Source organism: Nostoc sp. MS1, assembly GCF_019976755.1.
Classification (GTDB): domain Bacteria; phylum Cyanobacteriota; class Cyanobacteriia; order Cyanobacteriales; family Nostocaceae; genus Trichormus.
In genome coordinates this window covers 6,575,384-6,598,473 of record NZ_AP023441.1, presented here as the reverse complement: position 1 = coordinate 6,598,473, position 23,090 = coordinate 6,575,384, and the positions used below count along the sequence as shown (strand labels likewise).

Annotated in this window: 18 protein-coding genes and 2 pseudogenes; 9 read left to right on the top strand and 11 right to left on the bottom strand. The window is 41.1% G+C overall.

The window, feature by feature from the left end:
* Positions 1-39: 39 nt before the first annotated feature.
* From NSMS1_RS28565 to NSMS1_RS28555, 3 genes are all read right to left on the bottom strand, one after another.
* Positions 40-1,320 (bottom strand): TolB family protein, encoded by a 1,281-nt coding sequence (locus NSMS1_RS28565; RefSeq protein WP_224088038.1) that lies wholly within the window; start codon positions 1,318-1,320, stop codon positions 40-42.
* Positions 1,317-3,143 carry a hypothetical protein gene (locus NSMS1_RS28560; protein ID WP_224088036.1) on the bottom strand — a complete coding sequence of 609 codons (1,827 nt, stop codon included), beginning with the start codon at positions 3,141-3,143 and terminating at the stop codon, positions 1,317-1,319. Before NSMS1_RS28560 ends, NSMS1_RS28565 begins: the two co-directional genes overlap by 4 nt.
* A 584-nt stretch (positions 3,144-3,727) precedes the next feature.
* Positions 3,728-6,019, bottom strand: coding sequence for an amylo-alpha-1,6-glucosidase (locus NSMS1_RS28555; protein ID WP_224088028.1), 2,292 nt, complete (start codon positions 6,017-6,019; stop codon positions 3,728-3,730).
* Between the two features lie 1,152 nt (positions 6,020-7,171).
* Here NSMS1_RS28555 and NSMS1_RS28550 point away from each other — a divergent pair.
* From NSMS1_RS28550 to NSMS1_RS28520, 7 genes and pseudogenes are all read left to right on the top strand, one after another.
* Positions 7,172-9,181, top strand: coding sequence for a DICT sensory domain-containing protein (locus NSMS1_RS28550; protein WP_224088026.1), 2,010 nt, complete (start codon positions 7,172-7,174; stop codon positions 9,179-9,181).
* A 165-nt stretch (positions 9,182-9,346) separates the two neighbouring features.
* On the top strand, positions 9,347-9,766 hold the full coding sequence (locus NSMS1_RS28545) for a photosystem I reaction center subunit II PsaD (protein ID WP_224088023.1): 420 nt from the start codon (positions 9,347-9,349) through the stop codon (positions 9,764-9,766).
* A gap of 105 nt (positions 9,767-9,871) precedes the next feature.
* Positions 9,872-11,386, top strand: coding sequence for an anthranilate synthase component I (gene trpE, locus NSMS1_RS28540; RefSeq protein WP_224095380.1), 1,515 nt, complete (start codon positions 9,872-9,874; stop codon positions 11,384-11,386).
* A 56-nt stretch (positions 11,387-11,442) separates the two neighbouring features.
* Entirely contained in the window at positions 11,443-11,688 is a 246-nt protein-coding gene (locus NSMS1_RS28535) for a UPF0175 family protein (RefSeq protein WP_224088021.1), read from the top strand.
* Between the two features lie 326 nt (positions 11,689-12,014).
* Positions 12,015-12,200: a DUF3368 domain-containing protein gene (locus tag NSMS1_RS35505; protein WP_411908698.1), complete on the top strand. Its 186-nt coding sequence runs from the start codon at positions 12,015-12,017 to the stop codon at positions 12,198-12,200.
* Positions 12,172-12,324: pseudogene (locus NSMS1_RS28525) on the top strand (chorismate-binding protein); the annotation flags it as partial. The gene NSMS1_RS35505 and the pseudogene NSMS1_RS28525, both read left to right, overlap by 29 nt.
* A gap of 177 nt (positions 12,325-12,501) precedes the next feature.
* Positions 12,502-13,140: a histidine phosphatase family protein gene (locus NSMS1_RS28520; protein ID WP_224088017.1), complete on the top strand. Its 639-nt coding sequence runs from the start codon at positions 12,502-12,504 to the stop codon at positions 13,138-13,140.
* 84 nt (positions 13,141-13,224) lie between these two features.
* On the opposite strand, the gene NSMS1_RS28515 is transcribed toward NSMS1_RS28520, so the two are convergent.
* The 4 genes from NSMS1_RS28515 to purS form a co-directional block, all read right to left on the bottom strand.
* Entirely contained in the window at positions 13,225-13,797 is a 573-nt protein-coding gene (locus NSMS1_RS28515; RefSeq protein WP_224088015.1) for a Uma2 family endonuclease, read from the bottom strand.
* Positions 13,798-13,911: 114 nt separating this feature from the next.
* Positions 13,912-15,801, bottom strand: a complete 1,890-nt coding sequence (locus NSMS1_RS28510; RefSeq protein ID WP_224088013.1) for a hypothetical protein — start codon at positions 15,799-15,801, stop codon at positions 13,912-13,914.
* Between the two features lie 152 nt (positions 15,802-15,953).
* Positions 15,954-16,628 (bottom strand): phosphoribosylformylglycinamidine synthase subunit PurQ, encoded by a 675-nt coding sequence (purQ, locus tag NSMS1_RS28505; protein ID WP_224088011.1) that lies wholly within the window; start codon positions 16,626-16,628, stop codon positions 15,954-15,956.
* A gap of 111 nt (positions 16,629-16,739) precedes the next feature.
* Entirely contained in the window at positions 16,740-17,018 is a 279-nt protein-coding gene (gene purS / locus NSMS1_RS28500) for a phosphoribosylformylglycinamidine synthase subunit PurS (protein WP_224088009.1), read from the bottom strand.
* A 144-nt stretch (positions 17,019-17,162) separates the two neighbouring features.
* Here purS and NSMS1_RS28495 point away from each other — a divergent pair, with 144 nt between their 5' ends.
* Positions 17,163-17,567 carry a Fur family transcriptional regulator gene (locus NSMS1_RS28495; RefSeq protein ID WP_224087990.1) on the top strand — a complete coding sequence of 135 codons (405 nt, stop codon included), beginning with the start codon at positions 17,163-17,165 and terminating at the stop codon, positions 17,565-17,567.
* On the opposite strand, the gene NSMS1_RS28490 is transcribed toward NSMS1_RS28495, so the two are convergent.
* Positions 17,568-18,569 carry an SPFH domain-containing protein gene (locus NSMS1_RS28490; RefSeq protein WP_224087982.1) on the bottom strand — a complete coding sequence of 334 codons (1,002 nt, stop codon included), beginning with the start codon at positions 18,567-18,569 and terminating at the stop codon, positions 17,568-17,570.
* A gap of 74 nt (positions 18,570-18,643) precedes the next feature.
* Positions 18,644-19,081, bottom strand: coding sequence for an NfeD family protein (locus tag NSMS1_RS28485; RefSeq protein WP_224087981.1), 438 nt, complete (start codon positions 19,079-19,081; stop codon positions 18,644-18,646).
* A 242-nt stretch (positions 19,082-19,323) separates the two neighbouring features.
* Between NSMS1_RS28485 and NSMS1_RS28480 the strand changes: the two genes are divergently transcribed.
* Positions 19,324-21,273 (top strand): PP2C family protein-serine/threonine phosphatase, encoded by a 1,950-nt coding sequence (locus tag NSMS1_RS28480; protein WP_224087980.1) that lies wholly within the window; start codon positions 19,324-19,326, stop codon positions 21,271-21,273.
* A 162-nt stretch (positions 21,274-21,435) separates the two neighbouring features.
* On the opposite strand, the pseudogene NSMS1_RS28475 reads toward NSMS1_RS28480, so the two are convergent.
* Both NSMS1_RS28475 and NSMS1_RS28470 read right to left on the bottom strand, forming a co-directional pair.
* A pseudogene (locus NSMS1_RS28475) lies at positions 21,436-22,115 on the bottom strand (phosphatase PAP2 family protein).
* A gap of 109 nt (positions 22,116-22,224) precedes the next feature.
* On the bottom strand, positions 22,225-22,968 hold the full coding sequence (locus tag NSMS1_RS28470; RefSeq protein WP_224087979.1) for a hypothetical protein: 744 nt from the start codon (positions 22,966-22,968) through the stop codon (positions 22,225-22,227).
* Between the last annotated feature and the right edge of the window lie 122 nt (positions 22,969-23,090).

Genomic DNA, 23,090 nt, shown 5'->3' with positions numbered 1-23,090 from the left:
ACACCGCAATGTTGATAAATTAACCGTAGATTAATATATTTATTTTGAACTAGGCTCTACAGAGAGTAATAGTGTTTGAGATTTAAGTTTTTGTAAGTCTTCTAAAGGAACTAGTAGATGATCTCCAGCCCAAACTACTGGAAAGCCCAGATGATTCTGGGGTAAAGGAAAACGCTTGGCTTGCTGCGTTGGTAAGTTGTAGACGAATAAAGATTGGCTGCGTTTACCACTATCAGCCAGAGCGAAAGCGATGCGATCGCCATTAGCCGAAAAGTCTATAATGCGACTGCCAAACTTTTCTTGAGGACTATCTTGAAAAATTAATTGACTTTTCCCTGTTTTCAGAGAAAGGGCATAAACTTTTTGTGAGAATGGCGGTTCATTCTTTCTCGTAGAGTATAAAAGCGTTTTGCCATCATCACTGACAGTTAACAAACTTCCTTCGGCAAGTTGCTGTATTTGCTTTGTGACAGGGTTAATTGCCACTACTGTTTCTTTACTAGAATTAACTTCTTTGCTAACAACTATACTCCGCGCTAAAATTCGCCCATCTGTTGTCCAACCATGCAGATGAAATACTACCCCTGGAATTTCTATAAGTTGAGAATCCTCACCAGTAGCAACATTGTGTAGCCACACAGCCGAGTTTTGATAATTGTTACGGTTGGAGATGAAAGCAATAAACTTACCATCAAGTGACCAAAGAGGTTGAGAAACCCAAGTTAGACGCGGCCCCAACTCCTCATCGGGGCGTAAAGCTTGAACTTTGGCGATCGCTTCTCGCAATCCTGCAACATTCACTTGCTTCACTTTCAAGGTTTTAGCATCAAGAATATTTAAAGGACTGCGTAACCTACCTCTACCAAGAAATAACATTTGGCTAAGATTGCTGGGATTTGGTAGCAAGTCTGGCGTATCCGTACCTGGTTCTGCCACCCATCTTTGTCCCTGTTTAGTCTCAAAAGCCAGCAAATCTAGCGTGAGTGATTCAGAGGAAATACCATCTTTATAAACTACTGTTTGTCGTCTTATGGGCATCTTAGTTTGTTTTCCCTGACAATTCACCCGAATTAATTCCGGTGAATACACACGACGATAACCGTAGCGTCCTGGGTTATGAGGTAGAACTTTGCGGACAAATTCCTGCATCTGCTTGGCAGAAGGCATACTTAAAAGCAGGACTTCTTGATTATTTTCTGCTGCTAAGGCCAGACGCTTGTCAAATTGGAGATTGCCATAGGTTGAGGCGGCTATTGTTTCGCCGCCAACTATAGCAATCAACAATGCGCCTGCTAGAGAAAATAGACGCTTACTAATCATCGAGCATTACTAATGATATTGCTCCAAGTTTCTAGCACATCTTGTAAATTTTGAGGCAAGTTATTTCGAGAAATATCATTGTACTGTACCGTACCATCTTCACTGGTGAGAGTGTAGGTAATATAGTCAGCAGATCCTCTAGGCGCTGGGTAGCTGATATTTTGGAACTCCCCAGCTTGGCGTTCTAACAATCGTTGGAATTGACGTACTTGCTGCGCGGATACACGGCGTACACTCCGCTCAGAATCATTAGCATCGCCAATACGTACACGAATTAACAACCCATCATCCCGTAAAACCGTTTCGTAAGTTCTACCCGCAAAGCCACCGCTAGAAATTTCTCGAAAAACTACACCTTGATCTAAAGGTAGTGGTAACTCACTCGGACGAATTGGTACAGGGTTGAGAGTATCATCATTTGGAATTTGGCTAGGATTATCGTTAATTTGATTCCAAGCAGTAATTACAGCCTGTAAATTTGGCGGTAGCTCATTTTGGGAAACATCACTGTACTCGACTGTGCCATCTTGGCTGGTGAGAGTGTAGGTAATGTAATCAGCACTGTTTCTTGATGCAGGGTAGCGGAGATTGTCAAACTCACCTCTATAACGTCTCAGAAGTTGCTGAAATTGTTGGAATTGTTGGCGACTCAGACGACGCACAGTCCGCTCAGAATCATTAGCATCACCACGACGCACCCGAATTAATCGCCCATCATTGAGCAAAGTTGTCTCATAGGTTCTACCTGCAAAGCCACCACTAGAAATTTCGCGGAACACCACATTTGTATCTAAAGGAGGCGGTAATTCACTTTCAGGAATCGGTATTGCTTCACCCGTATCCACATTACCAACAGTCGTACTAGCAGCCCGATTGAACCTGACTTGAGAATTGTTATCAGTATGATAAACTAACCTCTCAGAGCCGACTGTGACAGTTACACGCCAACCAGGAACCTGTGCAAACAGACAACTTTCCGCAGCGCCGCCTAAATCTAGACAGCCATTACTCCAAACTACCCGTTCTGCTTGAGTAATGTTTCTCCGGCTGACTGCTATTCTGCTGCTGACCCGTCTCGAAGCATCGGCTATTACCCTTTCTACAATAGACTGCGGTAAATTCGCGCTTGCATTACTTCCCGACCTTAATTCCACTCTAGAGCCATTTTCATTAGAAACAAATACCCAGCGCTGATTTTCAGCACTTACTGTCACTTGCCAACCGGATACTAAAACTTGATCGCAAGGATTAGGGTAAGTGGAACTTTCACATCCTTCAGTCCAACTTGTCTGCTGAAAGTCTACAATATTCAGCGATCTGACTGGTAATCTGCTAATTTCACTAGCTTCTCGTAACACCGCATTTCGCACATTTTGAGGTAATCTGCCTGTGTTAGCTCGTTCATTTAACCTAATTACAGAACCTGTTTGGTTACTGTGATAAACCCAGCTTTGTCTACCACGAGAAACCACAACTCGCCAACCAGGAACTAATGCTTGAGTACAAAGTTCTTCTGGACGTTGCAATTCTAAACAACCATTGCGCCAAGTCTGTTGACTATAGTCGGTAATTTGAAATGCTCCGGCAAAACTTCCCTGTCTACGAGAGATATCGCGCAAGACAGCATTAACAACCGAACGAGGTAAGCCATTGGTTCTAATATTTTGTTTTAGCTGTTCATTGGGTATTTGTGCTAAAAAATCTGTAGATGAAGCACTGGCAGATTTAATAAATGTGAAACCATTACCAGCAGATAAAATGCCAGTTAAAATTAAAGCAGTAATAAGTTGAGTTGGTTTAGTATAACGATAAATTCGCAGCATAATTCGGCAGATAAAGCTCTGAAATAAATGATGAGAGTGATTGTTGCAAGGATTGAGATTTAATACCAAATCAGTAAGATTAATTCCGTAATTCTTCTCTAATTAGACATGAGCAAACATATTTTTATACCCATTCATGGGTTTTTAGCTATGTGGTTATATAGCTGAAAAACAAATGTAAGGTTGTAGGAAAAAATATGTTTAGGCTTGGTTGTGCTTTTCTTCTATGAGATACAGTCTTAGCTAGTGTAGATATCAAGATAGACTGGTGTATTAATTGTTTGTTCCTAAACATTTTTTGAGGGTATAGACATTATTTCCAAAAATGTTTGTCACAGATAAATTGACCGTACTAATTTTAGATTTTAAATTTTGGATTTTGGATCATTTTTGGTTCAAGCCCTGCCCCTGGTGGGCGAAACAAATCGCGCAATCGTCAATCCAAAATCTCCAAGCTGCATCCCCTTGTGGGTGCAGTCAATCCAAAATCGTCAATCCAAAATCTAAAATTGTTTGACTGTAAGGGCGCAAAACTTTGCGCCCCTATTCATGTATCGGTATCAGGCAATGCTGGAAATGGGATATTAAGCCTCAATTACTACCCGCAGGTTGCCCCGTTTTTTCGCTACCCGACAGGCAGTAGTGCCACCAGAACGTTCAAATTCTAAATCCAGAACGGTTGTACCGACTTGTAAATTGTGCAATGACAATTTACTGATTGACTCTGGTAAAGCGGGGTCGATAATTCTTAGGCAATTGTTTGGCGCATCAGGTACTAAATTGACAATCATTTGTATGAGTTGAAAGATAGTACCAGTAGCCCAGGCTTGGGGTGTGCAAGCAACGGGATATTGTACAGGAGAATGATCGCCGTTACGCTCGTAGCCACAAAATAGTTCTGGAGGACGTTGGTAAGGTTGCTGACTTGTCATATCGAACAAACCTTGAAAGATTTCTAAAGCTTGGTCGATTAAACCGAGCGATCGCAATCCCATCGCAATTAAAGAATTATCATGAGGCCAAACTGAGCCAATATGATACCCCATCGGATTATACGCTGGCGACAAACTACTTAGTGTCCGAATCCCCCAGCCGTTAAACATATCAGGAGCGCGTAAACGTTCTGCCACGTTATAAGCTTTCTCTGGTGTAAAAATCCCCAACTGTAGACAATGACCAGGGTTAGATGTAATACTATCCACCTGCTTAAGCGCACCATCCAAAGCCAAAGCACAAAAATCTTGGTCTTCCATCCAAAAATCTTCGTTAAACCGTTCCTTGAGGCTTTTGGCTTCATCTTGCCAGCGTTCAGCTAAATCAAGACGCTTCTTCATCCTGGCAATTTCCGCCAGACGCATTTTAGCAGCGTAGACGTAAGCTTGTACTTCACACAAAGCTATAGCGCCAGTGGCTAAGTCTCCCTTGCGGTCTACGATACAATCACCAGAATCTTTCCAACCCTGGTTATCTAGACCACGTTTAGACCTGCGGTGATAGCTAAGATAACCTGTAGGCTGCATATTGCGGTCTATCCACTCCATCGCCGCCAAAGCATTCGGCCATAGCTGTTCTAGAGTTTCCCGGTCATGCGTCCAAGAATAGTATTCAGAATACAACATCAACCACAGAGGCGTGGCATCCACCGTACCATAGTATGGAGTGTGAGGAATTTCTTGACATCTTGCCATTTCTCCCAAACGCAACTCGTGGAGAATCTTCCCTGGTTCCTCCTCACGCCACTCATCATCTTGTTTACCTTGGTAAGCCGCCAGCAACATCAGGGTTTCTCTGGCTATTTCCGGGTTTAGCATCAAGGTTTGGGAGGCGGTAATGATGGAATCTCGTCCAAAGAGTGCTGAAAACCAAGGTACACCCGCAGAAACGGTTTTATATTTGTCAAAAGACTGGCGTAACAAATACATATCCTGTTCAGCGCGTTCAATCACTTGATTGAAGTTACTTTTATCAGCGCGGATATTGGTAATTTTGTGTACCCAGTTCTGTTCCTCCATCATCTCCGAGGCTTTGGCTTGTACTAAAGTAACAGCCGCACTCACATTAGAGCTAGAGTTGTTGTTGGTAAACATATTTACCCGATAGCCTAACTTTTGGGTGGCGTGGGTAGGTAACTCTAAACGCCAAATCGCTGTGTAGCCTTTGAAATAGTCTGGTTGGCGATGCTGGAATTGGATACGCGATTCCATAATTAAGCCATCTAAACCTTGATAAGCCAAGGTTAAAGATTCTTCCTTGTGGGTGAGATGAGGTAACTGTACAGATGCAACACTATCACCATGCAAGCTGCCTCCATCCTCAGAGGTTGGTTCCACTAAGCGTAAAAGTTTACCGCGTTTTCCTCTGCCGTAACCTCGGACTTCAAACAAATCTACAAAATCAGCATCAAAGCTAATACTGAGTTCAAAGGTAACGGTAGTTGTGCTGTAGTTAGCAACCTCGATCTCTTCAAATAAAGCCCCATTAAGTACCAACTCCCGACGAATACCTACAGTATCAGCCTTCATCTGTTCATCAATTCTGGGATTGGTACACAAAACCGACAGGGCAAAACCTTTTTCCGCACTACTACTGAGAAGTACAGGCGATCGCCCATCAATTTGTAACTCTAAACGGTTGAGAAATCGCGTATCACAGCAAAATAACCCCATGCTAGGATTCCCATCATTTAGGGAACAGCCGGAGATATTCCCCATCGTGTCCGTGACTAAAAATAAATCATCATCTTTTACCGTCAGAGTTGGTTGTGGTCTTTCACTTACCACACAAGGCCACTCAGGAATCGGTAAATCTTCGGCGGGGATAAAAGTTTTACCATCCAATAATATTTTGTCCGGGGTAGTCAGTGTATCCGGTGTCATCAGCCAAAATTCCGTATATAAGGTCTAAATTTTTGCGATCGTATTCAAGGCGGTAGGAAAATTTCAGATTTTGGATTGAACCATCTAATCTAAAATTTAAAATCCCAAATCCAAAATTGAAAGGGCAGGGAGTAGGAGGCTTTTTAGATTGGGATTGAATTTGTTGGAAAGTCGAACAGACTAGACATTAAAGTAATTACAAATTTTTATAAATTTATCTGCTTTGAATCTAATGTCAAGGTCGAAAAATGGGCTTTTTAAACGATTTATTGCCAAATAAAACACCAAAAGCTGAAGAACTATATAATACTTAACTAAGATACAACATTATTTTTTGTAAGGCTGAGTTTGCTAGTTAGGAGTAATGATTTGTGAGTGCTGAGTGACGAGTAATAAATTTCCCCATCTTCCTTGTCTTCCCCCTCATCTTCCCTACCTCCCCCACTCCCACGTCAAGAAACTTATCCCCAGCATGATAGGCTACGGTGTATACACAAGTCCTAAAATCCTTGCTTAGTAAGATACAAGCCTTAGTAGGCAAGGTTTTGAGTTGAGTGAGTGATTATCAATAGTGTCAGCTTATTGATAGAGCTTTAACGGAAAATCAAGGATTTAAAAAATAATTTCCCGTTCTTTTCTGCCCATTTGACTTCCAATTCGACTTGTGTATACACGGTAGGCATGATAGGAGGGGTATTTGAGAATGTATATTGAGCTTAGTAGCCTATTGGGGAAAATTTACATGCCAGTAACGGGATAAATAACAATTAAGATTTAAAGACCAAAGTCGCTATGATCTGTCTATACCTTTAGTTAACTCTGAGCTTAGACGACGAATTAATAGCTGTTATGGGTTTTTTTGTGACTCTATTTTCTTAAATCTGTACATGAATTTATAGTCGTAGTCACCCAGGTTAGGCTATATTCAAAGCTGGAATGCTAGGAATAGTCAGACTTTATCTTCTAGTTAGTGAGTGCTGAGTGCTGAGTAGTAAGTAAAAAGAAAGATATTCCGCCTTCTGCCTCTTGCCTCCCAACTATAAATTTATTTACATATTGCAACAGTCTACTTCACCTGAACGTCCGTTGTAATTTGTACAATGCAGCTGTGATGCGAATCTTGTTTCAGATTGGGCTTTTTTAAAGATATTCATGAGCATTTCAACTTCCGTGCTGAGTGATCTGCTACAGTCCCTACCTTACCTGCGGCCCCAGCTATATTTCAAAGCTTCATTAACGGCCCTTTCACATGCAATGGAAGATCAGGTGTTGGCTGCGACTCTAGACCAGCCTTTAGTGATTGCTAGCTTTCAAAGAGAGAGATTCTATCGCCAAGAAGCTCATCGCTATCAGCGATTAGCACAACGTAGTAATCAAATATATGTTTTATCTGCACCGGAGACGGATTTTGCAAATAGCTCAGAGTACTACGAAAAAGTAGCATTTGAGCCTAGTGATGCTTTGAGTCAAGAGTGGCATTTGGTAGTAGTGGCTGATAATTATGCTACTTGTCTAGTATGTAGAGAAAGCAAAGGGTCGATCGCTAAAAATAAGCTACCAGCAGAGTTGAGTCCTGGTCTGGATATGGACGCAGGGCGAAGATTTGAAGGTATTTGGACATCAGAACGGGGAGTGAGCATCAAAGCAGCTCAACTGCTATTAGACAGGATTTTGATTTATCGCCCAGATTTGGCGAAAAAGGTAGCAAGGGCTTGCCAGCGATTTGGTATAGGAGAAACGAAAGTTTACTCTGCCAGCAATGTCCTGACTGAATATGCTTGTGATATTGACACAGATCCCTTTGTGCAGCGTTTAGTTACCTACTTACAAGCTAGTCAGTACAAATTACACAAAGCTTACCGCTCGATCGCAGAGCAAGCACGAAAAGAGCGTTTAGTAAACTCAATTAGTACAGCAATTAGGCGATCGCTCGACCCTCATGAAGTGTTACAAATCGCCGCCCAAGAATTAGGGCAGCATTTAGGGGCTAGTCGTTGTTTAATTTACCGCGCCCAGGCTGGTGAAGCCCAAGCCGTGATAGAGCATGAATTTATCACTCCCGGCACTGTCTCAATTAGTGGTCAAACCTGGGAATTAAAGAAAAATTCTCTATTTCAAGAAGTGGTAGATCATGGTGAAGGTGTCTGTGTCAGCGATACCTTAAACGACTATCGGGTAAATAATTTCCCTAGTTTGTCCTTAATTGCCAAAAGATTAGCGATTCGTTCCTGGTTAATCGAACCAGTATTATTTCAAGGGCGATTGTTAGGCATTGTTGAATTACATTATTGCTCCTTACCCCCCCATCAATGGCAACAAGGAGAACTGGATCTAGTAAAAGCGATCGCCACTCAAATTGGAGCCGCCTTAATTCAAGCAGAAGCCTTCGCTAACCTAGAAGAACTCAACAAGCAACTAGAAGCCTTAGACCGTACCCGCAGCAACTTGATAGCCATTACAGGGCATGAGTTACGCACACCTTTATCCACAATTCAAGTGTGCTTAGAAAGTTTGGCGACAGAACCAGATATGCCTGTGGAGTTGCAACAGGTAATGTTGAATACTGCGTTGGCAGACTCAGAACGGATGCGGAAGTTAGTACAGGATTTCTTAACCCTATCTAACCTAGAAAGCGGTCGAGTGGAATGGCATCCAGAATCCTTGACCTTACAAGAATGTATTGATTTAGCCCTCAGCCGTATCCGTACCCGTCCATCAATAGAAAAACCACCCGCCATTAAAACCCAAATCGACGAAAACTTGCCTTTAGTAAGAGCAGACGGCGATTGGCTAGTCGAGGTGTTGGCGAAATTAGTAGATAACGCCTGTAAATTTACTCCAGAACAAGGCGAAATCAAGATTAGTGCCACCCACAACGGCAGTCAAATGGTAGAAGTCACCGTAGCCGACACAGGGCGCGGTATAGAGCCAAATCGCCTAGAAATAGTTTTTGACCGCTTCTACCAAGAAGAAGGGGCTTTAAGACGCACAGCAGGCGGTACAGGGCTAGGTTTAGCCATCTGTCGCCAAATCGTCAACGGCTGGGGCGGCATGATTTGGGCAGAGTCCTCTGGCAAAAACCAAGGCAGCCAGTTTCATTTCACCATCCCCATCGCCCAGAATAGGCAAGAGGAGAGTCGGTCGAAGGTTAAGAGTCGATAGTTATGGGTAATGGGCTATGGACTGTTGACTATGGACTATGGACTAATGACTAATGACCAATGACTAATGACCAATGACTAAAAACTGTTACAGACTATAACGCGATCGCAATATGATCATGATAGCGGTGTTACGATGCCCTAAAAACGTTGAGAGAAAAACCTTATGGCAGAAACACTTTCAGGTAAAACTCCCAAATTTGCTGGCAGCACTGGTGGCTTGCTCACCAAAGCAGTCGTAGAAGAAAAATACGCTATCACTTGGACTAGCCCCAAGGAACAGGTATTTGAACTACCTACAGGTGGCGCAGCTACTATGAACGAAGGTCAAAACCTTCTGTACTTGGCTCGCAAGGAATATGGTATCGCTCTAGGCGGTCAACTCCGAAAATTCAAAATCACAGATTACAAAATTTACCGGATTTTACCCAACGGTGAAACCACCTTCATTCACCCAGCTGATGGCGTATTCCCTGAAAAAGTCAATCAAGGTCGTGAGAAAGTTCGTTTCAACGCCCGCAGTATTGGGGAAAACCCCAGCCCTGCAAAAGTTAAATTCTCTGGTACAGCTACCTACGATGCGTAGGAACTAGAGAAAATAGTGCTGAGTTATGAGTTGCGAGTTCCGAGTAAAATTTCATCAGAACTCAGGACTCAGGACTCAGCACTACCTAATATCCTTAATTCGCCTATGATTTTTCCCGATTTCTCTCAATTTTCGCAGTTAGCTGCACAAGGTAATTTTGTGCCAGTGTATCAGGAATGGGTGGCAGACCTAGATACCCCCGTTTCGGCTTGGTACAAAGTTTGTGCTGGGGAACCTCACAGCTTTTTGCTGGAGTCGGTGGAAGGTGGGGAAAAAATCGGGCGTTATAGTTTGGTGGGGTGTAATCCTTTATGGGTTTTGGAAGCTAGGGGGGAAACAACTACGCAAACCCACCGTGATGGTTCGCAGGTTGTGTTTACAGGCGACCCATTTACAACTTTAGCTGATTGTCTCGCACCATATCAACCAGTCAAGTTACCCCAACTACCGCCGGGAATTGGCGGTTTATTTGGGTTTTGGGGTTATGAATTAATTCATTGGATAGAAGAGCGTGTACCAGTGCATCCTCAAGATGAACGCAACATTCCTGATGGGTTGTGGATGCAGGTAGACCACTTGTTGATATTTGACCAAGTGAAGCGGAAAATTTGGGCTGTAGCCTATGCTGATTTACGTGACCCCAATGTAGATTTAAAAGCAGCGTATCAGCAAGCGTGCGATCGCGTCAGTCAGATGGTAAATAAATTATCTTTACCTCTATCCCCACAAAAAACCATCTTAGAATGGACACCCCCAGGAACCCACAAGGCGGGGGAAACACAAGAATATAGCAGCAACTTCACTCGTCCAGAATTTTGCGCCAGCGTCCAAAAAGCTAAGGAACATATCAAAGCTGGGGATATCTTTCAAGTAGTCATTTCGCAGCGCCTCTCCACCCAATACACAGGCGATCCCTTCGCTTTGTACCGTTCCCTACGGCAAATAAATCCTTCGCCATACATGGCGTATTTTAACTTCCAAGACTGGCAAATCATCGGTTCCAGTCCTGAAGTCATGGTGAAAGCAGAACTTGATGGCGATGGTGAAGTAGTAGCTACAGTGCGTCCCATTGCGGGAACACGTCCAAGGGGTAAAACAACGAAGGAAGATGCAGATTTCGCCGCAGATTTACTCCAAGACCCCAAAGAAATTGCCGAACACGTCATGTTGGTAGATTTGGGACGTAATGATTTAGGGCGTGTTTGTGCAAGCGGGAGTGTAAAAGTTGATGAATTGATGGTAGTTGAGCGTTATTCTCATGTGATGCACATTGTGAGTAATGTTGTGGGGAAATTAGCCAAAGATAAAAGCGCTTGGGATTTATTGAAAGCTTGTTTTCCCGCCGGGACAGTTAGCGGCGCACCCAAAATTCGGGCGATGGAAATTATTAATGAATTAGAACCCAGCCGCCGGGGTGTATATTCTGGTGTGTATGGATATTACGATTTTGAAGGACAATTAAATAGTGCGATCGCTATTCGCACAATGGTAGTTAAAGACCAGACCGTAACTGTACAGGCTGGTGCAGGTTTAGTGGCTGACTCTGAACCAGAAAAAGAATATGAGGAAACTTTAAATAAAGCTAGAGGGTTACTTGTCGCAATTCGTTGTTTGCAGTGAGTAGAATAAATCAATTAGGTAGTACCGCTACGCGAAGCAAATAAGCTAATTAAAATATGAGCCTTATAATTCCAGACGAGGTATTACAAACAATACAGATGTCTGAAACTGAAATGCTTCAAGAAATTGCTATTATGCTATTTCAACAAGAGCGTTTTACTCTAGGACAGGCGAGTAATTTTGCCCAAATGAATCAATTAGAATTTCAGCGCTTATTGGCTAATCGTAAAATTCCTCTCCACTATGATATTGCTGAACTTAGAGAGGATGTAAAAACATTAAAACTAAACGATTGGCGCTAATTGTTGTTAGTAACACATCTCCTATCAGCAATCTTGCTGCAATTAGGCAGTTAAGTTTGTTAAATAAACTTTATGGGAATGTAGTTATTCCACCAACTGTTTATCAAGAAATTCTCAATTCTGGAGCTACAGACCCAGGTACACTAGCAATTCAAACTCTAGATTGGATTCAAGTTGTACCTATCACAAATATTACTCTGCTTCAACCTCTACAAGTTAAACTTGACCCAGGTGAAGCAGAGGCTATAACCCTTGCCGTTGAGTTAAAAGCTGATAGACTGCTGATAGATGAGAGAAAGGGTAGAAATGAAGCGATTCAAGCTGGTATGCGCGTTACTGGAGTATTAGGGATTTTACTAGCAGCTAAAAAACAAGGTTTTGTACCACTGGTAAAACCGATATTAGATGATTTAATTGAATTGATAATGGTTTTTGGATTCGTGAACAGTTATGTGCTGAAATGTTATTGTTGGCTGGAGAATAGCGATCGCTATTCGCACAATGGTAGTTAAAGACCAGACCGTAACTGTACAAGCTGGTGCAGGTTTAGTGGCTGACTCTGAACCAGAAAAGGAATATGAAGAAACCTTAAATAAAGCCAGAGGTTTACTCGTAGCAATTCGTTGTTTGCAGTAAAAAATCGCCATAAACTTCTCTCTGTGTCTTTGCAGTAACGAATTAGTATCACCTAAGACTACGAGCAAAATCTCACCAGCAGATAGACAAAAATTGTCCTGGTGTAACATACCCGATTATGAGATTGATGGTATTTTATTGTTGCGCCAACTCCTTGATCTAATCGGAATAAAAGCTATGACACTTAATTTATATTTCCTGCGACATGGAGAAACTACTTTTAGTCAAAGTGGTAATTTCTGTGGTGAAACTGATGCGGATTTGACTTCTGAAGGGATACAGATGGCAGAGAGTTTTGCCGATGTTTATAAAAAATTAAAGTGGGAAGCTGCTTATGTTAGCCCAATGAAGCGCACAATTGCAACTGCCAAGCCATTTTGTGATGCTATCGGTATAGATATGCAGTTGCGTGACGGACTCAGAGAAGGTAGTTACGGCGAATGGGAAGCGAAGAGTAAATCCTTTGCTCAAGATAATTACTCAGAAAACTATGTGAAATGGTTAACAGAACCAGCTTGGAATGCACCTAAAGGTGGGGAAACGGCGGTAGATATTGCTAACCGTTCTATGCCTGTAATTGCGGAAATTCAAGAAAAATATCCCCAAGGTAATGTACTCGTAGTTTCTCATAAAGCCACGATTCGGATTATGCTTTGCAGTTTACTGGGAATTGATTTAGGGCGCTATCGCTATCGGGTGAATATTTTAGTCGCGTCGGTAAGTATGGTTAAATTTGACGTTCATGGCCCTTTATTAGAGATACTAGGCGATCGCCATCATATACCCGATCATCTTCGCTCTCGTGCGGGAACATAATATAGTTTTGAGGGTGCGATGGGCTACGCCCCGCCGTCGGCGATCGCCATTTGAATAATGCTAATTAAAGTAAACCTAATAATTTTATTGGCTAGTTCTGGTTGGTTTTAGCCAAGCAAATACTTGTGTAACTGTTAAATTTAGCTTTAAAAATTCCGGTACAGGTAATAGTTCATTTCCACTCATCTCTAAAGGTGCTTGTCCTGGCAAAAATACCAACACTATGCGCTCATCTGGATCGATTAACCATCCTAGTCTAGTACCATATTTTAGACAATGGATAATATTTCTAATTACCTTGATTGTACTCTGGTCTGGGGAAAGGATTTTAATCGTCCAATCAGGGTGAATTGCAAAACTATTTTCAATTTCCCCATTAATATCAAAAGGAATCCGTTCCCAAGTAAAAACACTAACATCAGGAACAATTGAACGTCCACCAAATGTACAACGTAATTCTGGTAAAGCTAAAGCAATTTCCTGTTCTTCAGCTACTTGATTAACTGAGTTACAAAGCTTTAATTGTATGCGGGAGTGTTTGCCTTGTGGCATTGGTTTCTGGTAGATATAACCATCAATAAATTCACTAGCAGGCTTGGTTTCTGGTAGTTTGAGAAACTCTGCTAAGGTAATAGATTTGTGCAGCGTCGTTGTCATAGCTGTGCAAATATCATATGTATTTGAAATTTTAGCATTCTTTAATTTTTTATTTTAGCAATAATTTTTATAGCCAACATAGATAGTTTATGTTTAGTAAGCGATCACTTTCCCTTAACGATTTGGGTAAACATGGCGCATTTCAAAACGACTTTGCTCCCACAGAGGTTGTAAGGCTTCCTTAGCTGCATTTAACTGGGATTGGGAAAAACTTATTTTGCCATTTTCTATAACCCAGATAAATATGCGAGTAATTAAAACTGCGTTAAAACTATTTTCATATTGATAATTATTTATCCTACCTACTTGAGCCTCTAAATAAGAAATTACATCTTTAAAATTCCATTTTTGAAAGTTGCTGTTGATGCTATCTCTTGTATTATTAGATTCAATTAAAGATAAGTTACGGATAATATAATCCATGCCTGATATTGATGAATCAGTATGGCGTATTAAATTAGTAAATGCTCTGTAATATACTGCTAGTAATGTAGATATAATATTTTCTTGATAACTATGCAGCCACGATTGTATATCCTGAAGATAAACAATTAATTCTTTGATATCATAAATTTGTGTAATTACAAAACGTTCATTACTATTAGTTACAATATTATTTAATAAATCTTCCTCGGATAAAGGATATTTTTCGGAATAGTAATCAATAACTTTAGGAATAAATTGATGTAATAACCATTGTTGAGTATATTTCGCTGTCCAAGTGCCGCGTGGCCCTATATCTTGTTGCCATGTATTCATTTCACCTTTTTCTAAAGATTGTAGGTGAACGTCATTGATTTCATAGACTATATTAATTGTGCCGTTGGGTAATATGGATAAGTAATTGACGGGTTTGGGTAAGATGAAAGCATGATCCCGTATTCCCCGACTGACACGAATCGATATATCTTCTTGTTGGAATAAATGCCATTCGGATTTTCCTTGCACATAATTGAACTCGTTGGCGAAGCTGTGCATTAAGCGCCATAGTTTGGCATCAACTGAAAATAAATTTACTCCTCGTACACCTAAGAATTGTGTAAATTCAAAATTCCAAGTTTCTAAGGCATCTTCTGAGGCAATAATTGCTTTTTTATATTCTTGACCAACGATATCAATACATAAACATAAGTCTGCCGTTTCTAAGTCAGATAAAATGATTGTTGTTTGACCTAAATTTACTTCAAAAGCATTATCATCTAATTGCTTAAGAAAACTCCGACAACCCCATTCTGGACGGGTGTTTAGTCCTGTCATTAGTTTTCCTAAAATATACTGATGATTGAGACTAATTCTCAGTCCTCTTAAAATGATGCTACTAAATTGAACTTGACAACTGCCTTCTTTGAAAGCTTTGGGTAAGTTACATTCTATGACTACTTTAGGCTTAACAACAGTTAGGCGATCGCCTTCTCGAAAAATAGCAGGTCTAAAGTCTGTATTCGCTACAATCTCTTGTAAATTATACCGTCTTAATGATTTCTCAATTAAACTATATTGTGTATATTTTAAAATATTAGCTGTATTCTTATCGATGTTTTTGACTGTATTGAAATTATAATTATTATAGAAATCAGTAGCTATACCTGTATTTTTTAAAGAATCAACACTTTTATCAAGAATTAATTCTTCTTGATGATAAATAAAATATTTAAAAATTTTTACATGATAGCCATTAGTTAATAGAAAAAGTGAAGGTTTTAAATATGTACTGTAAAATCTTGCTCGTTCTATAGCTTCTGAAAAATTATAAGAATTAGGTTCTATATATAGGGCGATGATTAAAGATGTTTCAGAATTTTGTTTTAATACCTCATCAGTAGAATAATAAATACGAATACTTTCAATATTTTTAGTGTTAGTACAATAACTCTCAGGATAAGAGAGATAATGAAACATGGGTACGATAAAATTTATCTCTACATCATCCTTATTTTTTAAAAGACGATAGTCAAAAGATTGTATCCATTTAATAAATTTTCTAGTTTCATTAGAAATTGACATTCGGGTAATTTGTAATTAATAAATACAGTCTTGTTGTAGTGTTTAACTTATTCCTCATAAATAATTCAAATAAGTACGTTAATAAAATTGAGAAAGGCACAGCCTGACTGTGCCTCTATCTTGTTTAACTATGATGGATGCGTAGGTTAACATTACGCCAACGCCACCACCTTTTCCAGTAACCCTTGGAATAACTTTAATCCATCGTTACCGCCAAGCACAGGGTCAGAGGCCCTTTCTGGGTGTGGCATCATCCCTAAAACATTGCCTTTGCGATCGCAAATCCCGGCTATGTTATTTAGGGAACCGTTGGGGTTTTCATCCGCATAACGGAACACCACCTGCCCATTATCTTCAATCTGGGATAAAGTGGCCTCATCCGCATAAAATCTGCCTTCGCCGTGGGCAATTGGTAGGGTGATGACTTCACCAGGGTTGTAACCTTGAGTCCAAGGGTTACTTGTACTCTCAACCTTGAGAGGGACGCGATCGCAAATAAAATGCAAATCTCGATTCCTCGTTAATGCCCCAGGTAACAATCCGGCTTCAGTTAATACCTGAAACCCATTACAAATACCTAGCACTAACTTACCCTTTTGTGCATGTTCCACTACCTGCTGCATCACAGGCGAGAACCGAGCGATCGCACCACAGCGCAAATAGTCGCCGTAGCTAAAACCACCAGGGATAATCACCACATCCAAATCGGCAATATCAGTCTCTTGATGCCAAACCATGCGAGTTGGTTGTCCGAGCAAATCTCTAGTGACATAGGCAACATCGCGATCGCAATTAGAACCAGGAAATACAACAACACCAAATTTCATAAATTAGTCATTAGTCATTAGTCATTGGTCATTAGAAAGGGAAAAGGGCAAAAATTTCTCCCTCATCTCCCCCTACTCCCTCATCTCCCCTTACTTCCCACTCCCCACTCCCTAAAATACTCCCGTCTGGGTTTCGACTTCAATCAAATCATAACGGTAATTTTCGATTACAGGATTGGATAACATTTGGTCACAGATGCGGTCTAAATCTTCATGAGCTTTGGCTTTCTCATTGGTGGTAATGGTGAGTTCTATATACTTACCGATGCGTACATTTTCTACGTTATCGTATCCCATTTGTTGCAGGCCGGATTGTACAGCCACGCCGGCTGGATCTAAAACTGAAGGACGTAGCGTCACGAAAATTTTGGCTAGATATTTGGTTTGCACGGGATTTTGCTGAAAGCTGCGATCGCTATACTATAACTTTCTGTTCCAACTGAGTAAAAATAAGTTAATCAAGACGTTAAAGTTAATTTATTAATTAGGCAGCATCAAAGCTTCTAATCCAGTGGCATATTTATACAACAGTCTATGAGAGCCATACGCACCCGCAGCCAAGAGCGCATTTTAAACTTGTTGCAAACCATTAAACAAGGCATTTCTGCCCAAGATATTTATGTTGAACTCCGTAACCGCAATCAAAGTATGGGGTTAGCAACAGTTTATCGCTCTTTAGAGGCGTTAAAACTAGAGGGATTAGTGCAGGTGCGGACTTTAGCTAATGGAGAAGCCCTCTACAGCCTAGCGCAGCAAGATAAACACCATCTCACTTGTTTACAATGTGGTGCATCAATTCCCATCCATCAATGCCCTGTTCACGATTTGGAAGATCAGTTACAAACTGCCCATAAGTTTAAGATTTTTTACCACACTCTAGAGTTTTTTGGGTTGTGTGGTACATGCCAAGTGGAGCAAACGAGTGAGATTAGTCATTAGTTAGAATCCTGTACTTTGACCATTGACTGTGGACTGTTGACTATTGACTATTGACTGTGAACTATCAGAAACAATAGAGCGGATACCTTCTAGAGTTGCGGGTATAGTCCGGGGATCGATGAACATGACTTTGCTGCTATCGCTCTTACCGATGGTGGAACCCATATCTAGATAGCCTAAAGCCAACAGCACTTCTAATGCGGCGCTGGCGGTGGAATTTGAGTTGATTTTTTGGGCTATAATTTCTGCGGATTCTGCGATCGCCTGAGCTTTGAGGACTTGTTGTTGACGTTCTGCTTGGGCTTTGAGGACTATAGCTTTTTGTTCTGCTTCTGCTTGTAAGATTACCGACTTTTGCCGGGCTTCTGCATCTAAGATTTGCGCTTCAGCTTTACCTTTGGCAGAATTAACTGCGGCTTCCCGTTCACCTTCAGAATTTAAAATTGCTGCCCTTCTGCGTCTTTCTGCGGACATTTGTAATTCCATCGATTCCCGCACTGCTTGGGAGGGGATGATGTCTCGCAGTTCTACCCTTGTCACCTTCACACCCCAAGGGTCGGTGGCAATGTCTAGATCCCGTAACAAAAGTTCATTAATTTGAGAACGAGCAGTAAAGGTTTGGTCTAACTCCAACTGTCCCATTTCCGAGCGAATTTGCGTAAGTACTAAGTTCACCATTGCCGACTGGAGATTTTCCACTTTGTACCAAGCTTTTTCCATATCGACAATTCGCCAGTAAACCACCGCGTCTACTTCAATACCTACGTTGTCACGGGTAATACATTTTTGGGGTGGAATATCTAAAACCTTTTCCCGGATAGTTTCTTGGTAAACGGTTTTATCGATAAAAGGAATGACAAAATTTAGTCCTGGTTCTAGCTTTTTGTTATAGCTACCCAATCTTTCTACTAAAGCTTCATTACCTTGACTCACAACTCTCACAGACCCCGCCACAGCAGAACCACCAAGCGCCAAAACGATGAGTAAAAATAACTGTTCCATTGTAAATCTCCTGATATTTAAGTAGTAGTTATAACAAAAGAAGTAACTGTAGACTAATGACCAATAACCAATGACTAATGACTAAAACCCAACAAATTCTCTGGCATCACAATTAAAGTCGTCCCTTCTCTCCGCACTACATAAACTCTTTGATGAGGAGGAACTGCGATTTTCTCGTCGTCACATTTTGCTCGCCAAGAATTGCCTTCGTATAGAACTCGTCCTGCTTGCCCAGGCGGAATTTCTGTTAAGGTTTCTGCAACAACTGCATCCCGAATTTTTGACTTACGCCGTTGTGGTTGTAAAAATCGCCGAGAAAGCGAAATCAAAGCGGTGGAAAGAGACAACCAAGCCACAACTTGCAACCATAAAGGCAAGCCAAGTTGAGATATTAACGCCACAATTAAAGCGCTAATTCCCAGCATGAAGGCGACAAAAGCCGATGGTAAAAACAGTTCTGTTAAACAAAGAACTGCTCCGCCGATGAGCCAGATTAAGGTAAAAGTTGGCATAGCGCCATCCTAGACACTACATTCAAACAAGAATTTTTCAATATCTCAAGATTAAATACACACACTCACTAACGGCTTCCAGAAAGGGGAATTTAGTCTTTTGTTCCCAAAAATATTGATTAAAATCAGTAACAATGTGTAACCACTGGTACACAAAACCAGTTTATTCTAGCCTTCAAGCCTTTGACAGCTAAAGTTAATCGAACTTCACGAGTTAATTTAATTTTAAAATTTATACCTGTATGCTTTCTACCGAACGAATAGTTTATTGCATAAATCAAAACTGTGAGCAGCCGATTAATCCTGTAGGAGAGCGTGTTTGTGCTAGTTGTCAAACTCCTTTAGTTCACCGTTATCTCTGGGCTACTGGCTCAGGTGCAGCCGAAATTCCACTAGGTACGAAAGTAGCAGATAGATATGAGGTCGTTAAACAGCAGGTTTGGCTAGATACTCGCCCTGGAATATTAGCAGAAGCACCGGAAGAATTGCCACCAGATATTCTGCCTTATCTTCGCTTATATCCAGAGCGATCGCATCTCCCCCAAGTTTATGGTTTTGTTTCCTCTGGACAAGAAGGCGCAGAGGATATTTTGTTACTAGAAAATGTCCCTATAGATGACGAAGGCAATATCTACCCAGCTATTATCAATGCCTGGGAACAAGCTAAAGCAGTTAGGCAAGTTTACTGGCTGTGGCAAATTCTCCAACTGTGGACACCCTTATCAGAATTAAAGCTGGCTCATAACTTGTTGAAGTCAGATAATGTACGAGTTCAAGGTTGGTGTGTGCGATTATTAGAACTCAACCCCAGCACAGCACAGCCGACATTAAAAGATTTAAGTGATTTCTGGCAACCTTTACTAGAGTTAGCTAAAACCTCAGTCACCTCAGAGTTGCAAAACATAACCCAGCAGATGGCTTCAGAGGTAGAGTTAGAAACTATTGCGACTCAACTCAATAAATTATTACTCACCGCAGCCGGCGAATTACCATTATCTTTTAACATAGCTGGGGCAACGGATACAGGCCCCGAACTCAGCCAAAATGAAGATACTTGTTATCCCAATACTGCTATTGACTCCCAGGAATTATTAATATCAAATTTGGCGATCGTTTGCGATGGTATTGGCGGACACCAGGGGGGTGAGGTGGCGAGTCAATTGGCGGTGCAGTCTTTAAAATTGCAGATGCGTGCTTTACTTGCCGAAGTAGCCGCACAGCCAGAAATTGTACCGCCCGACTTATTGCAGGAACAACTAGAAGCCAGCTTGCGGGTAGCTAACAACCTCATCAGTGCGCGTAACGATGAACAAAAGCGCCAAGGTAGAGAACGCATGGCGACAACACTAGTCATGGCTGTACAAGTACCCCAACGAATATTAACCACCTCTGGATGGCAAGCAGATAACGCCCACGAGCTTTATATAGTGAATGTAGGTGATAGCCGTGCTTACTGGATAACCCGTGACTACTGCCAACAACTCACAGTAGATGATGATGTCGTCACTAGAGAAGTGCGTTCTGCTAGGAGTTTGTATAGGCACGCACTCCAAAGATATGATGCCAATGCCCTCACTCAAGCTTTAGGTACAAAAGATGCCGAATCTTTAAGGCTGGTAATTAAGCGCTTTATCCTCGATGAGGAGGGCATTTTATTACTGTGTTCGGATGGGTTAAGCGATAATAACTGGGTAGAAAATTGTTGGCGAGGTTTCGCTGTACCAGTGCTAACAGGTGAAATGACAGTCGAAGAAGCTGCCGAGGAATGGATTAATCTTGCCAATGAGAGAAACGGCCATGATAATACTTCCGTTGTGCTAACTCATTATCGCGTTTCTAAAGAATACTTAGTCCCAGTTGCACCACCGCCACCATTAGTAGAGATTCCAGAACCAGAACCAGCCGAAATTGAAATATATCAAGAGGAGGAAGAATCAGTCTTAGCAGAAAGCTCTCAAGCATTGCTAGATTTATCGCTCCCAGATGAACCCGATCCGGTTCCAGTCAGAGTCAAAAAAACCAGCCGCCGCAGTCGCCGCAAACCGTTAGTGCTAGTTGGTGGATTATTCGCCTTGCTAGTAGGCGGTACAGGCTTAGGATTATTAGCTTGGTCACAACTTAGTCCCCAAACATTCCAGCAGATGTGTCAGAAGTTACCTCCAGGAGTGCAGCAATATTGTCCACCGCGTTAGGAGTAGGAATATATTGGGCATCAGTCAAATTAATACAGTATAATTTTATACCAGCAAAATTATACTGTATTAAAAATTGAGAGTATAATTATTATTATCGAGATACAACAGTTAGGAGGGACGAATCAAAAAATTTTCTACATACATATTCTCTTAATTGTTTTACCTTAATTTCTGTAATTTAAGCATTGTCATACATATCATCAACCACAAAAAACCGACTCCATAACCTGCAATTATGTCTGTGGGCCAATGGACTCCTAAATATAAGCGGCTCAAACCAATAGCAGCAATTAAAATAACTGTGAAACTGTAAATAACTTTGGCAACATGAGAATAGGCAGTAGCTAACTCATAAGCAATAAAACCATAAAGCACCATAGAACCAAGTGCGTGACCACTAGGAAAACTAAAAGACTTTTCAGAAATCAATTGATGCCACAGTTCAGGACGAGGTTTAGAAAAAAACAACTTTAGCCCTGTATTTAAAATTAACGCTCCCCAGCAAACAAGTACAAAAATTTTTGCGTCTTCTCGATAACGTCGCCACCAAAGCAATAACAAAGTAACTCCTGCTACTATAACTACAGTTTGAGGATTACCAAGATTTGTAATAAACAACATGAAATTATCTAATTTGGGATTAGCAAACTGATGTAGCCATAACAAAAAACTAGTATCAAATGCAAAAGCCTCTTGCTCTAAGACTCTTCGGCTAGTTTTGCTAAAACAAAAAGAATGAGCAGACAACTAACAAGTCCAACAATACCAATAGCGGCAATTAATGTAACTAAATGAGGATGTATATAACGCAACCAGAAATGAGAAAGTTGTCGTAGCATATTTAAATGTTATTTATAGTCAAAAGACCTAGCTACTGCTAGCTTAGGTCGGCGGAAATACCGTTATTAGCTAAAATTAGGAAAAATTTTCAAAATAAGCATTTGTTTTCTACTTAACTGGATGACGTACTTTTTTCTCCTTTCGCACAGAAAAGAATAGGACAAGTGCTAGCAAGATAAAGGCGATTGCTGACGCATATTCCCTTGGTAATGAGAGACCACCATCTTTGACTGGCTTAGTCAAAAAATCTCCGAAGGTGGCTCCAAAGGGGCGTGTGAAGATGAAAGCGAGCCAAAATAAGAGAATATCGTTTAGCTTTGTCATGTAGTGAAGGGCTATAACAACACCAATGACGCTGGCTGTCACCAATGCGCCCTGAATATAGCTTAGTCCTAAGTTGCTGGTCAGAAAGTCACCAAAAGCCGTTCCCAAACTGTTGGAGAATACCACAGCCAGCCAATAGGTGGTTTCTGCGTCTTTCCTGATGATGGGATAAACGCTCAGATCGCGATCGCGGTAGTACCAGATAGCAAGAACGCTTAAGAGACTGGCTACCAGAATCAGCGATCCCACTGCGTAGCCCAGCCCGAAAGATCGATCCATCAAGTCAGAAACTTCAGTTCCGGCTGTGGTTGTGGCGATGATAGCCATCCAGTAAAGAGCTGGAATATATTTGTCAGATTGAATTTGAAAAAATAAGAGAATAGCTAGGATGGCGAACGTTACGGCAAAAGCTATGTAATAGCCTAGCCCAAGAGTCATTGAGATAAAGTCACCTGCTGTTTCACCGAGTGTAGTGGCGATAATCTTCATAATCCAGAAGAAAATTGTGACTTTTGCAACTTTATTCATTTGTTTTTTCCAAAAAATACTAAGTCATCATGAATCCATTCAGATTCGCTGAGTTTGCTCGAAACAACTGAATGGCAATCAAAAAAGCTCTAAGCTATGTGGAATAAGCACTAAAGTGAAAG

Excerpts from the sequence above, each read along its gene's own strand:
- purQ (WP_224088011.1), bottom strand. The coding sequence starts at position 16,628 with ATGAAATTTGGTGTTGTTGTATTTCCTGGTTCTAATTGCGATCGCGAT.
- NSMS1_RS28535 (WP_224088021.1), top strand. The coding sequence starts at position 11,443 with ATGAGCCTTATAATTCCAGACGAGGTATTACAAACAATACAGATGTCT.
- NSMS1_RS28545 (WP_224088023.1), top strand. The coding sequence starts at position 9,347 with ATGGCAGAAACACTTTCAGGTAAAACTCCCAAATTTGCTGGCAGCACT.
- NSMS1_RS35505 (WP_411908698.1), top strand. The coding sequence starts at position 12,015 with ATGCGCGTTACTGGAGTATTAGGGATTTTACTAGCAGCTAAAAAACAA.
- NSMS1_RS28515 (WP_224088015.1), bottom strand. The coding sequence starts at position 13,797 with ATGACAACGACGCTGCACAAATCTATTACCTTAGCAGAGTTTCTCAAA.
- NSMS1_RS28485 (WP_224087981.1), bottom strand. The coding sequence starts at position 19,081 with ATGCCAACTTTTACCTTAATCTGGCTCATCGGCGGAGCAGTTCTTTGT.
- NSMS1_RS28510 (WP_224088013.1), bottom strand. The coding sequence starts at position 15,801 with ATGTCAATTTCTAATGAAACTAGAAAATTTATTAAATGGATACAATCT.
- trpE (WP_224095380.1), top strand. The coding sequence starts at position 9,872 with ATGATTTTTCCCGATTTCTCTCAATTTTCGCAGTTAGCTGCACAAGGT.
- NSMS1_RS28490 (WP_224087982.1), bottom strand. The coding sequence starts at position 18,569 with ATGGAACAGTTATTTTTACTCATCGTTTTGGCGCTTGGTGGTTCTGCT.
- NSMS1_RS28555 (WP_224088028.1), bottom strand. The coding sequence starts at position 6,019 with ATGACACCGGATACACTGACTACCCCGGACAAAATATTATTGGATGGT.
- NSMS1_RS28470 (WP_224087979.1), bottom strand. The coding sequence starts at position 22,968 with ATGAATAAAGTTGCAAAAGTCACAATTTTCTTCTGGATTATGAAGATT.
- NSMS1_RS28480 (WP_224087980.1), top strand. The coding sequence starts at position 19,324 with ATGCTTTCTACCGAACGAATAGTTTATTGCATAAATCAAAACTGTGAG.
- NSMS1_RS28565 (WP_224088038.1), bottom strand. The coding sequence starts at position 1,320 with ATGATTAGTAAGCGTCTATTTTCTCTAGCAGGCGCATTGTTGATTGCT.
- NSMS1_RS28495 (WP_224087990.1), top strand. The coding sequence starts at position 17,163 with ATGAGAGCCATACGCACCCGCAGCCAAGAGCGCATTTTAAACTTGTTG.
- NSMS1_RS28560 (WP_224088036.1), bottom strand. The coding sequence starts at position 3,143 with ATGCTGCGAATTTATCGTTATACTAAACCAACTCAACTTATTACTGCT.
- NSMS1_RS28550 (WP_224088026.1), top strand. The coding sequence starts at position 7,172 with ATGAGCATTTCAACTTCCGTGCTGAGTGATCTGCTACAGTCCCTACCT.
- NSMS1_RS28520 (WP_224088017.1), top strand. The coding sequence starts at position 12,502 with ATGACACTTAATTTATATTTCCTGCGACATGGAGAAACTACTTTTAGT.